Origin of the sequence: Lactobacillus colini (assembly GCF_017874575.1) — a bacterium.
GTDB classification, from domain to species: domain Bacteria; phylum Bacillota; class Bacilli; order Lactobacillales; family Lactobacillaceae; genus Lactobacillus; species Lactobacillus colini.
Genome location: NZ_JAGGLU010000006.1, coordinates 76,918 through 88,924, shown reverse-complemented (window position 1 = coordinate 88,924; position 12,007 = coordinate 76,918). Strand labels below are relative to the sequence as shown.

Genomic DNA, 12,007 nt, shown 5'->3' with positions numbered 1-12,007 from the left:
AGGTAATTATGCCATATTGGTTAGAGATTGTAATCAATTTTAGTTTTGCTTGGCTATCTGCTGTGGGCTTTGGCTTGATTATTAATGTGCCGCATCGTGGCCTTATCTTGTGCGGGATGAGTGGTGGAATTGGCTGGATGGTATATTGGTTTAGTATGCAGCTGTCTTTTGGCAGATTGGCATCTAATCTACTAGGTACGATGGTAATTGGTATTTTAGGTTATTTATTTGCTCGGCGTAAGAAGTGCCCGGTTACTGTCTTTAACATTCCAGGTATTGTTCCTCTAGTACCGGGCGTGCCAGCTTATCAGGCAGTAAGGCTAATGGTTGAAGGGCAACTATCTGAAGCAGAAGACCTTATCTTGCGAGTGGCGATTATTACGATTGCTATTGCTATGGGGTTCATGCTATCTCAATTAGTAATTGAGGTCTTCTTTAAGATACATAAATCTAGAAAAAATAAAAAAAGTTTGTTATGATAAATTCTGCGACGAGTCGAGGATAACGCGAAGTGCGTTCTTTGACAGAAGACATCTGATTTGAATATCGGAGCACGGGAAGTGCTGATGTTGGGCTCCTTCGGCTGTGAAACGAAGACCCTGAGATTTTATATCTTCTTCGCTTTAAGGAGAGGTTAAGATTTTTTCTTAATCTCTTTTTTTGTCTAGTTTTTCTTGAAAGTTTTAACATAATCGCTTAACCTTAGTTAGTGAATTAGACATGTTAAAGGAATTTTTATTGTGAAGATTAATGAAGAAACCATAACCAAAAAAATTGAAGAGCAAGATTATCTGCAAGATCTTGAAACTGTTAAATATAGCGAATTAAACAAGACAAAGATTAAGTCTTTTGCAGAAAAGATGATTAAAGAAGTTGTGCAGGCTGCTAAGCATGACTCACTTATTCAGACCCAACTCGCCGTTAGTGGTCAAAGACCGGTGACGTTTGCTTTGGAGAGTAATATTATCAACTTACCATTTACCAACTATAAAAAAATTAGCAACTTCTTCGATAATCAAGATCCTGTAGAAGTAAATATTTATTTTGAAACTATTTCTGATTTTATTAATGTATCCCACTTTAGAATAGATATTTTGGCTAGTGTACAAGAGATTGTGGTTGATCCTGAAACTTATACTAAGTCATTAGCTGAGAATATCACTGCTAAGCTAAAGGAAGTTCGTTCATATCAAAAATCAGAAAAGACAGTTACCAAAAAGGCAACTACTAAGAAAAGTCTAGCTGCTAAGAATTAGGGGATAAAAAATGACTATTGGTTGGAACGCACTAGGAATTATTGTCTGGTTAAGCATTGTTTTATATTTAGTTTTTATTATTCAAAATATTCGCAGTCGTCACCTAGTAATGATTGTCCGTGACCGTAAGCGCTTTGAATGGAAGACAACGTTGATTGATATTTTAGAAGTAGCTATCTTAGTATTAGCAACAGGCTTTATGCTATTCCTTACCTTTTTTAATAATCCGAAGCTGGATGATCCGAAGGCTATTTCTTCTGAAATAGATTATCAGCCGCTGATTTTAACGGCTGGTAATAAACGTTCATATTACGTTAAAGCAGAATCTAATAATACATCGTCGGTGCAGACTTATAAGTTTTATAGCAATGGTAATAGTTATACTGTTTCAAGTAATAACGCGACAGTGTCTGATGGCAAGGATCCGATGACAGTTAGTGCTAGTGCCATTCCATTTTCTAAAAAAGAGTTGCTAAAGGCTGATTCTCATTATCAGAGGGCCTATGTTGCAACCTATACGGCTACTTATAAGAAGAACTGGTTTAACGGCTTAGGTCTTCATTCAGGTCGCCAAGCAACTAAGTATTACTTAATCAGAATTCCGGATAGAACCTTTGTTAAAGAAACCAAAAGATAAAAAAGCTCGCCTAGGCGAGCTTTTTTGAACGGGATGTATTAATTTCTTTAATCATGTAGCCAGTGAAGAAGGCTAAAATAATTGTCGCAGTTAGAAAGTCCATGACGTTGCCTGAATAATAAGCTGCTATCAGGCAAAAGCCGTTAGCACTGATTAAGATTGAATTGATTATATGCCGTGCAGACTTATTTTTAAACCAGCAATAAATAGCGTATAACTCACTAATCAGATATGGACCTAAGAAGAGAATAACTCCAATACAACCTAGGCTAAATGATTGATATTGAAAGTCCCTTTCAAGGTTATAGATATTAGAAGTTCTAGCATAAGAGATACCCAGCCACTTATCAAGTGGATTATGATTATATTTAACGACTTGCTTAAGCATTGCCATTTCAATTAGACGGTTATTCAAGCGCTTTTCAGCAGAATATTTAGTAATGATGTGATACCAGAACTCAGGGTCTTGTTGATAGGGGTAAGACTTAGTAATAAACTTTGGATTGATGTGGTAGTAGTTATAGTATTTTTCGATAAAATTCCGCAAGTATTGTTGGTGTTCTTTTTTAGAGTCGGTCTTTTTTAAGCCGCTGGTTAATTTTTTGTTTAGGTGATTTTCACTATAAGGTCCCTTATTTTGCTGGACCCAGGCGATGTCTGCCTTTGAGCGGGCAACCATCGGACTCTTAGGCAAGGCCGCAATATAAAGACCAGCAATTAAGATCAAAGAGAGAACAATTTTTTTTGAAATAATGATATTCTTCAATATCAAGGCATGGCAGAGGTAGATGATTAACCCAACGCTTAGCGCAATGATAAAGCCCATAGTCGAGGTTTTGGTACCCATAATTAACATGGCTAAACCTTGCAAGATGAAGAGTGAGACATTCAACCAGTTAAAGTTTCTGACCATCGCATAGAGCATTAAGATGGCTAACATAAACATGATAGCAGCTAAGGTATTAGTGAAATAAAAGAATCCTTTAGCTGCTGTTAAGGTATAGGAGAGTAGGTTATGGGTGAACCAGTCAATAATATTGTAACTGATCCAGCCATCACCATAAGCCCGCAATGACTTAATAACTAAATTCGAAAAAACGATAATCCCTGCAAAGATCCCTACTAAACCTTGAATTAGGTGTATTAGTTTTCTTTCTGAAAAATCACTAAACTTAGTTAGATAAATGACAGCCAGCGGCAAGAACATCCTAATTAAGTAAAAAATTTCTGAACTTATTGAGAAATTGTAACTAGTTGGTGATAAACTATTAAAGTTGCGCACGTGTAATAAATGAGCTGCACTATAAATTAATAATAGCAGCAGATAAATTATAAGCCATCGCTGCTGTTTAAGTAGCTGCCAGCTCTTTTTTTGGCTAAAGTACATGCAAGCTAAAGTGAAAATTCCTAAGATTCTAACAATTGTTGGAATCGAAAATGGCAAAATATCAGCTAGTGGCGGTTTATTGAGCCAATAAAAGTCCAAAAAAGGTTGTAGTAAGATAAACCAGAACAAGCCCTGTTGTATTTTCTTTTGCACGATAAGTTCCTTTCTTAACTATAAAATAAAAAGGTGAATCAGCTGATTCACCTTAAGTTATCTGCTTACTTAGACTTCTTGGATGATTTTTCCTTATCGCCGATTTTGGAAACTTTAACATCGTTAATGGAAGCAACCCTGCCTTGAGCTGGTGATTTGACCTTCTTTAACCTTTTGAAGTTAACCACCATCTTATTGTTTAAATCACTAACTGCAGTTTCATCTTTAGGATCATATGAAGTAATTGAAAGTAGAGCGGAATTTTCGTAAATTTTTTCAACTTTACCTTGAAAGGGATGCTTCATTTCTTCTTCGGAAGTAGCTGCAAGGATTTGACCTAATTTAACGTCAGATTTTTTCATAGTAAAATCCCCTTTTTTAATACGTACGTTTTGTTTTACAATGTGAAATATTAATATATATAATGACCAATTTCAAGCAAGGGTGAAAGTTTTGAATAAAATAATCATTATTGCTGGCCCAAGTGGGGTTGGCAAGACGACAGTTTCTAATTATTTACAAGAGAAATATCATATTCCCCGGGTAGTAACTCATACAACGCGCCCAATGAGGAAGGGTGAAGTAGATGGTATATCTTATTATTTTGAAGATGATCTTAGCTTTGAAAAGCTGCACTTTTTTGAACATGTAAGGTATGGTGATTATCAATATGGCTCCAGTAAGGAAGCCTTGCAGAGAGCTTGGGATAAGAATAATTTAGCATCATTAATTGTTGAAACAGATGGCGTAAAGTCTTATTTAGAAGCTTTAGGCGAGCAAGTTTACTTTATTTATCTAACAGTTAAGGACTTTGATACCTTGACTAAGAGATTAATTGAACGTGGTGATGATCCACTTGAGATTCAACGTCGCCTTAATAGTGCCGAATTTAAGCGTGATTTGCATCTACGTCCTGAATTAAAGAAGCAAGCCCACATTTTAGAAAATGATAATTGGAAAGATACGGCTGTATATCTTGATAGAGTTGTAAAAATGTTATCCGAAAATTAAGAAAAGAAGCTTTTTTACAAAAAATAATAAAAACTTAACCAATTTTGTAATTAGTCCGGTTTATTTCTGTAACATGTCTGTAACAATAAGGAACTACAATAGTTGTTGTGAATTGATAAACATGAATTTTAATTTTGTAGCTAATTTAATTGACGAGCTACACTTAATGAATTTAAACTAACGAAATAAATTTTGGAGGAAACTGTCTTGAATCTTAAACGTCATCTTATTAAAATCTCTGCTGCCGCCGCTATTGCTTTTACCGGTGTAGCAACTGCTAATACTGTAAATAATTCTGCTGCTCATCATGTACAAGCAGCTACTAAGACTGCTAAGGTTAATGCAGCTACTCCTGTTATGACTAGCTACTACAATGGTAAGGCTACTGGTAAGACTTTGGCTGCTGGTTCTTCTTACAAGATTAAGGGTCAAGCTGTTGATGCAAGTGGTGTTCAATGGTACAAGGTTGGCAAGGATCAATGGATCCAAGCTAAGAATGTTACTGTAATTAAGAAAGTTGCTAAGAAGCCTGTTTCTCAAGCACCTACTTCAACTACTGCAACTGCAGCTGCTCAAAAGGTTATTAATTTAGCTAAAAAGCAAGTAGGTAAGCCTTATGTTTACGGTGCTGCAGGTCCTTACAGCTTTGACTGCTCAGGCTTAACTTCATATGTATACAGCAATGCTGTAGGTAAGAATATTGGTCGTACTACTTATGTACAATTAAATGCTGGTAAGAGAGTTTCTGTTTCTAACTTGAAGCCAGGTGACTTAGTATTCTGGGGTAACTACCACGTAGGTATCTACCTTGGCAATAACCAATACATCCATGCACCACAACCAGGTCAGAACGTAACTGTTGCATCAATTAGTAGTTACTTCTATCCATCATACGGTGTACGTGTACTTTAATATTTAAGGTTAAAATTCAAGACTAGGACCGCTGAGTATTAATAACAGCGGTCTTTTTGTGTTTGTGGTACAATAGAACACAAGAATTAAGGAAAAGAGTAGGGTATAAATGAACGAGGAAATGCCAAGACGTCGTAGTAATAATACTAATCCGAATTATACTCGCTGGATAATTGGGGTTGCGGCAATAGTTATTGTTCTTTTGCTCGGTTGGTTAATTATTGGACATGTGCACGCTCAGCAGAATGCCCAAGCAGAAGAGTTTAATAAGACACACTTCAACCAAAATGTTAAGATTTATGATGTTTCAGTAGGTAAGCTAACCGTCAATAAGGCTTATCAGAAGGTTAATAAGAAGGGCAAGGACCGCGTTACCTTAGAAGGTAACAAGATAATCTTTAGCAAGTCCGCTGATGAAATTATCACTAAGAAGCAAGTTGAAAAGTATTTCAAGCAGCAATACACTAAGATGCCAAGTAGTAAGAGTGTGAGTTACTTGCCTAAGGATACTCATCTTGCAGAGAAGAAGCTAAAAGAGCTGATTGGTAGAGTAGTTACATATAAGGTTGCTGGCAAGTCTTATGACTTGAAGCAGGCTGAGATGTTTGGTCGCATTACTTATGAGAATGGTAAGTATATTTATGAAGATAATACTGGTCTGAAGAATAAGATTAAGTCAATTGCCAAGAAGGTTAATACCCTTCACACTTCTTATACTATTAAGTTAGCAACTGGTAAGAAGTTGAAGGTTACTAATGGTAATTATGGTTGGGCAATTAATAATGATCGCCTAATTCCAGCTATTGAACAAGCCTTTAGCAAGGGTATTAAGCAAGTCGATGGTAAGGACTACATTTATGGTGAAGGCTTTACTGATGGTGGACTGGGCTATGGTATGTCTAACCATGGCTTAGGTAACTCTTATGTAATTGTCTCGCTTAAGGCTCAGAAGCTGTGGGTTGTTAAGGGTGGCAAGGTGGTAGTAACAGTTAATGATGTTGTTACTGGTACCTTAGAGAAGTCTAGTGGTAGTTCTGATGCGACACCTACAGGCGTTTACTATATTGGCTACAAGCAGTCACCTAGTGTCTTAAGGGGTACTAATGATGATGGCTCTAAGTATGCTTCTAAGGTAAGCTATTGGATGCCATTTACTCTTGATGGTTGTGGAATCCATGATGCCAGCTGGAGAACTGACTGGTCTAAGACGGCATATCTTCGCGGTGGATCTCACGGCTGCGTTAACGTTCGCCCTTCAGAGATTAAGAGTATTTGGAACAATGTTCATACTTATGAACCAGTTATTGTTTATTAATGATTAGACGACCCAAGGTCGTCTTTTTTTGTAGCAAAAATGCATCCTCAAGTGATGCATTTTCCACCTAAAGTCAAGTAATATCGATTATGTAAGTCAAACTTAAAAAAAGAGGTAGAGCGCAAACTCTACCTCTCATATACAACTTGGGTATTATTAGTACCTATCAATCTATCAACAATGCTTATTATGCAACGGAACAGTCAACACCGCAGCATCTGGGAGCGACCCAGTACCTTGTTAACCTTCGATCCTCTCTACTGCCTTAGCCTTCAAGCTAAGGATTCCGGGGCGAATCTTTCTCGCTCAAGTCTGCCAAGCATGCGGATTAAAAATGTTTTAATAACATATAGTACCGATTTTAGCAGATCTGCCAGAGACAACAGTTATAGATGGTTATTAACCATTTTCAACAGCCCACGTAATGTTTGAAACAGCCGCTTTGGTTCTACAGTTTTCAAGCTGTATTAACTACGGTAGGGCATTACCATTTTCATTACGCCTGCCTTCTGCGCATTAGCATCCGTCGACAGTAGACCTAATCCGATCTCCTCGTCGTTCTTTTCACGCTTACACGCTTTTCGAACGCCTGACTAGGTTATTAGCTCTAATCTAACACCAGAAAAAGCAAACCCATACGGCTTACTTTCGCTAGCTGAGGACTTACACCGGCTAGGCAAGACGGCTTGCTAGACCTTATGCACTTGCTTCAAGTTGTGATTTTATTATTACATGCTTATTTTGTTTTTACAAGAATAAAAGCCTGTAACTCCCTAATTTAAAGGATTTTACAGGCTTTATTATAATATTCGTAGTGATGATGCACTGACCTGCATCAGGGTAGCGATATTGAGCTAATTTATCAACGTAAATACTGAATAAAGTAGTTGAGTCTTTGATTCAGCTGCTTTTTTGTTATACTTCATATTTTTTGAACTTAATAATATCACTAGGAGCTAAGCGAGCAATGACATGAATACCGTCATCTTGGTAGTCTTCAGTTATTACTTGGCCATATTGGTGCAGATAAGCCATTTCCTTACCGCTGTTTAGTGGTAAGAGTAGATTGACCTTATCATAGCTAGCAAAGACTCGCTTAGTAATTAAGTCAGCCAACTGGCGGATAGATTCTGGATCTTTAGCACTGTAGAGAATATCATTGCCTTCAATTTGTGGATAGTTTCTTTCAGTTAAATCAGCCTTATTATAAGCAGTAATCATTGGAACATGAGTGATACCAAGTTCAGTTAAGACCTTTTGGGTAGTGTTAATCATCTGGACCATATTGCGGTCGGAGCTATCAACGACGTTGACAAGTAAGTCGGCATCTTTAGCTTCTTGTAAGGTTGCCTTAAATGATTCGATTAAGTTATGTGGTAATTTAGAAACAAAACCAACTGTATCAGATAAGATAAAGCTTAAATCATCATCTAATTCAATCCTCCTCACGCTAGTATCTAAAGTGGCAAAGAGCATATCTTTTTCAAAGACTTGCTTTTTAGGTGCATCTTGAGCAAATGCCCTAAGCAACTCATTCATTGTGGTTGACTTGCCAGCATTAGTATAGCCGACAAGAGCAACCTTAGGCAGGCGGGAGTTATTCCTGCGAGCAGCTTTAACTTGCTCTTGCTTAGAGATTGCCTGTAGTTCTTTTTTGATCGCACTGATTTGCTTTTGAATGGTTCGGCGATTCAATTCTAGCTTAGTTTCACCAGAGCCACGATTGGCGAAGCCGCCGCTGGCACCACCGGATCCATGTTGCTGGTCAAGGTTATTTTCAGAAGGGTGGAGACGTGGCAATTCATACTGCAAGCGAGCAAGTTGAACTTGCAGCTTTGCTTGCTTAGTCTTAGCTCTGTTAGAGAAGATTTCTAGTATCAATTCAGTCCGATCTAGGACTTTCAGCTTAGTCATTGACTCTAAGTTTCTAATCTGTGTGGGTGTTAATTCATCATTAATAATCAATGCTTTAGCCTTCAAGCCTTGGGCTAGGTGCTTGATTTCATTAATTTTACCTAGACCGAAGTAAGTACCAGCTACAATATTCTCTAGCTTCTGACTGGCTTGACCAACTACTTCCATATTATTGGCTTGGGTTAATTCACTAAGTTCAGTCATATAGTAGTCGAAGTTAGGATCATTAAGATTAACTCCAGCTAGGAAGGCCTTAGGCTTTTCAACTTTAGTATTTATCATTGTTTCACCTACATTCTATTTGATAGCTTTCTGATAAATTAATTAAATTATACAGCATCTAAAGCCAAAAAGAAAAAGCCTTACCTACCAGCAAGACTTTAAGAGGAAAAATTAGTTGATCACCATGAAGAAAAAAAGATTCACTAGTTTGTTATATTCGGGATTGAACTATTGAAAAAAATCTGACTCACACTAAGTTTTCCTAAAAAAACTGAAAAAAGTCATCATAAAATCAAGGCAATCTTGTATGAGATGGAAAATAATTGTAATAAGTATAGTCATGAATATAACAAACTTGGTAACAAAAATATCATTTGAGAAATAACATCAGCTAATAATTCTGAGATGTTTCTCAACCTTTATCTTAGGCTTTTTTTAGATTAAGTCAAAGATAAAATGGTACTTTGTTACTTTATTTTTGAAATATTTTTGACAAAATAATTTTTCTCCATTATTATTAGTGTAATAGATATGTAGTACACTAGTACGAAATGAGGAATAATTATGACTGATGTGGTGAAGGTTATTAATGTTACTAAGACTTATGGCAAAAAAGGTGAGAAGCAATACCAGGCTTTAAAGGGAATTAGCTTCGATGTTGAGCGTGGAGAATTCGTTGGAATTATGGGAGCATCTGGTTCAGGTAAGACTACCTTGCTTAATATCATGTCAACGCTTGATCGACCAACTAGTGGGAATGTTGTGATAAATGGTCGTGATATTACTAAGCTTAAGAATAACGAGATGTCTGACTTTCGCGGACAGGAAATTGGCTTTGTCTTTCAAGACTTTAACTTATTAGAGAACCTAACTAATCGTGAGAATATTGCCTTACCGCTTGCCTTGCAAAATGCAAAGCCTGACCAAGTGGAAGCTAAGGTTAATCTAATTGCTAAGAAGCTGGGGATTGGTAGTATCTTGGAGAAGTATCCGGCTGAAATATCTGGTGGACAAAAACAACGCGTCGCTGCGGCTAGAGCATTAGTCCATAATCCAGCAATACTTTACGGGGATGAGCCAACAGGTGCCTTAGATTCTAAGAGTGCAACTGAATTACTAGAAACGATGAAGGACTTAAATAGAAAGGATAAAGTATCAATCTTGATGGTAACGCATGATCCTTTCTCAGCTTCTTATGCTAGTCGGATCTTATTTATTAAGGATGGTAAGATCGGCAAGGAACTAAAGCGAGATTCTAAGAGTAGAGAAGAGTTCTACCAAGAGATTATTGCTGAACTTGGACGACGTTAGGAGGTGGGAAGCTATGCTATGGAAATTATCAATGACCGGAATTAAGAGCCGCTTTAAGGATTATCTGGTATTGTTCTCAGGCTTGACGTTAGCTGGTGCTATCTTTTATATGTTTATGACGCTGGCAACTAATGGTGACTTCCTTAATGACAGCCTTCCTGTAACTAGCCAGACGATTAGGTTAGCTTTTGGGATTGGGATCGTGCTCTTGATTTTAATTACCTTTATCTATATTGTCTATGCTAATAGCTTCTTGCTTAGCATGCGCAAGAAGGATTATGGGATGTATATGATACTTGGGGCGAGGACTAGTAAGATTGGTAAGCTAATCTTCGTTGAAACCTTACTAGTTGGCTTGCTTGCAACCCTTGTTGGTATCTTAATCGGGATAGTTTTAGCTCAATGGGTATCAAGTGTTCTAGTGAGTCAGCTAGGCTTGACGCTACATAAGTTTATTGGCTTTTATTTGCCAGCACTGCTATGGACTTTGGTATTTTTTACTTTGATTTTCTTTTTGGCAGCATTCTGGAATCGGCGTCGACTAGTGAAGTCTAAAGTAATTGATCTACTTCACGAAGATCAAAAGCCCATTAGATTGCACCATCATCCAGTATTGAAGAACATTGAGGCTTTAGCCGGCATAGTATTAATGGCTGGTGGTTATTGGGTAATGACCCAAGCTATGGTGTTTAAGGCAAATACTATTTGGATTGCTTTTTTGACAATTGTAATTGGAACATTCTTTGTATTCGATGCTCTCTTCACTGGAGTAATAAATATTTTAAGTAAGAACAGGCACTTTAAGTATCATAAGTTACGCTCATTTACAATTGGACAGTTGAAGTTTAGACTGGGTGATTATACAAGAATTTTGACAGTTATTTCTTTATTATTTGCCCTAGCACTAGGAGCAATTACAGTTGGCTTAGACTTTGTTCATGTGACGGATATTTCGCTTCAAGCTAATTACTATGATGTTCAGCTTTATCAAGATACGCCAGCTGTTAGGAAGCAGCTGAAGAAAGTTAGTGTCCGTGAGCAGACCGGCTTTGATTATAAGCAAGTGAAGAATAAAATCTATGTATCTAAAGAGCAACTGCTTAATAATCAGATTAAGAGCCAAGAATTTAGGATTAAGAACGGACAGACTGAATACTATACGATAACAATTAAGCCAGAAGAGTTAGTCAAGAATAAGCTTCCTGATAATGCTAGCTTAAATGGCTTATTGGCTTTATTGCCGATGGGTGATAACGATGTTAAAGTTATTAACCAAGATAAATTCAACCAGCTTAAAGCCCAGAATAATCATGTAAGCTTACTCTTAGTCAATAACTTTAAGCAGAATATTAAGAATATTGAAAGTTTGCAGCGGGCTGGCTTGCCGAATAAGCCTAGCTATGAATTGCTACGAACTGGGGTAAAAGTACGGCAATTTATTGAAATTAATGCTATTGCGGCAGGATTTGAATTTATGGGATTCTTCTTAGGAATTGCTTTCTTAGCAATGTTAGCTTAAACTTTAATGTTTAAGGTATTAAGTGGGGCTAATGGTGATAAGCCACGTTATAGGATGCTATGGAAGATGGGAGCTGGGCAAGGGATGCTCAAAGCTTCAATTGCTAAAGAAATTGCTGCATTGTTTGTATTGCCAGCAATCTTAGGAGTTAGTGACGTTTTGTTTGGGCTACAGTTCTTTAAAAAACTATTGCCTAATCCGTATCAGGGAATTTGGATGCCATTTACTATTTTTGGTGTGCTGTATCTTGGCTATTACTTGCTGACAGTAGTCTTGTATCAAAGAATTGTTTTGAAAAAGAGATAGATACTAAAAAAAGGAAAACTCAAGCTTTAATGAGTTTTCCTTTTTTTGTGTAGGTTAAGAAACA

At 37.0% G+C, this 12,007-nt stretch carries 10 protein-coding genes and 1 pseudogene; 8 read left to right on the top strand and 3 right to left on the bottom strand.

Annotated elements, in window-relative coordinates:
• The first annotated feature begins 8 nt into the window (after positions 1-8).
• The 3 genes from J2Z60_RS06440 (at position 9) to J2Z60_RS06430 (ending at position 1,893) form a co-directional block, all read left to right on the top strand.
• Positions 9-479 (top strand): threonine/serine exporter family protein, encoded by a 471-nt coding sequence (locus tag J2Z60_RS06440; RefSeq protein ID WP_209686870.1) that lies wholly within the window; start codon positions 9-11, stop codon positions 477-479.
• Between the two features lie 261 nt (positions 480-740).
• Entirely contained in the window at positions 741-1,256 is a 516-nt protein-coding gene (locus J2Z60_RS06435) for a hypothetical protein (RefSeq protein WP_209686869.1), read from the top strand.
• 10 nt (positions 1,257-1,266) lie between these two features.
• Complete coding sequence (locus J2Z60_RS06430; protein ID WP_209686868.1) at positions 1,267-1,893, top strand: LVIS_2131 family protein; 627 nt, start codon at positions 1,267-1,269, stop codon at positions 1,891-1,893.
• A 10-nt stretch (positions 1,894-1,903) separates the two neighbouring features.
• Here the strand turns inward: J2Z60_RS06430 and J2Z60_RS06425 are convergent, their stop codons facing one another.
• On the bottom strand, positions 1,904-3,433 hold the full coding sequence (locus tag J2Z60_RS06425) for an O-antigen ligase family protein (protein ID WP_209686867.1): 1,530 nt from the start codon (positions 3,431-3,433) through the stop codon (positions 1,904-1,906).
• 65 nt (positions 3,434-3,498) lie between these two features.
• Entirely contained in the window at positions 3,499-3,795 is a 297-nt protein-coding gene (locus J2Z60_RS06420) for a DUF2187 domain-containing protein (protein ID WP_209686866.1), read from the bottom strand.
• A 91-nt stretch (positions 3,796-3,886) separates the two neighbouring features.
• Here J2Z60_RS06420 and J2Z60_RS06415 point away from each other — a divergent pair, with 91 nt between their 5' ends.
• From J2Z60_RS06415 to J2Z60_RS06405, 3 genes are all read left to right on the top strand, one after another.
• The gene (locus tag J2Z60_RS06415; protein WP_209686865.1) at positions 3,887-4,444 is read left to right on the top strand and encodes a guanylate kinase; all 558 of its coding nucleotides are present in this window, start codon (positions 3,887-3,889) and stop codon (positions 4,442-4,444) included.
• Positions 4,445-4,651: 207 nt separating this feature from the next.
• Complete coding sequence (locus tag J2Z60_RS06410) at positions 4,652-5,356, top strand: C40 family peptidase (protein WP_245328738.1); 705 nt, start codon at positions 4,652-4,654, stop codon at positions 5,354-5,356.
• 109 nt (positions 5,357-5,465) lie between these two features.
• Positions 5,466-6,671: a L,D-transpeptidase family protein gene (locus J2Z60_RS06405; RefSeq protein ID WP_209686864.1), complete on the top strand. Its 1,206-nt coding sequence runs from the start codon at positions 5,466-5,468 to the stop codon at positions 6,669-6,671.
• Positions 6,672-7,586: 915 nt separating this feature from the next.
• Here J2Z60_RS06405 and hflX read toward each other — a convergent pair.
• The gene (hflX, locus tag J2Z60_RS06400) at positions 7,587-8,867 is read right to left on the bottom strand and encodes a GTPase HflX (protein ID WP_209686863.1); all 1,281 of its coding nucleotides are present in this window, start codon (positions 8,865-8,867) and stop codon (positions 7,587-7,589) included.
• A 504-nt stretch (positions 8,868-9,371) separates the two neighbouring features.
• Between hflX and J2Z60_RS06395 the strand changes: the two genes are divergently transcribed.
• Together J2Z60_RS06395 and J2Z60_RS06390 are read left to right on the top strand one after the other, a co-directional pair.
• On the top strand, positions 9,372-10,118 hold the full coding sequence (locus J2Z60_RS06395; protein ID WP_209686862.1) for an ABC transporter ATP-binding protein: 747 nt from the start codon (positions 9,372-9,374) through the stop codon (positions 10,116-10,118).
• A gap of 13 nt (positions 10,119-10,131) precedes the next feature.
• Positions 10,132-11,943: pseudogene (locus J2Z60_RS06390) on the top strand (ABC transporter permease).
• The last annotated feature ends 64 nt before the right edge of the window (positions 11,944-12,007 follow it).

Coding starts and splice junctions, on each gene's coding strand:
- J2Z60_RS06420 (WP_209686866.1), bottom strand. CDS start 3,795: ATGAAAAAATCTGACGTTAAATTAGGTCAAATCCTTGCAGCTACTTCC.
- J2Z60_RS06405 (WP_209686864.1), top strand. CDS start 5,466: ATGAACGAGGAAATGCCAAGACGTCGTAGTAATAATACTAATCCGAAT.
- J2Z60_RS06395 (WP_209686862.1), top strand. CDS start 9,372: ATGACTGATGTGGTGAAGGTTATTAATGTTACTAAGACTTATGGCAAA.
- J2Z60_RS06440 (WP_209686870.1), top strand. CDS start 9: ATGCCATATTGGTTAGAGATTGTAATCAATTTTAGTTTTGCTTGGCTA.
- J2Z60_RS06430 (WP_209686868.1), top strand. CDS start 1,267: ATGACTATTGGTTGGAACGCACTAGGAATTATTGTCTGGTTAAGCATT.
- hflX (WP_209686863.1), bottom strand. CDS start 8,867: ATGATAAATACTAAAGTTGAAAAGCCTAAGGCCTTCCTAGCTGGAGTT.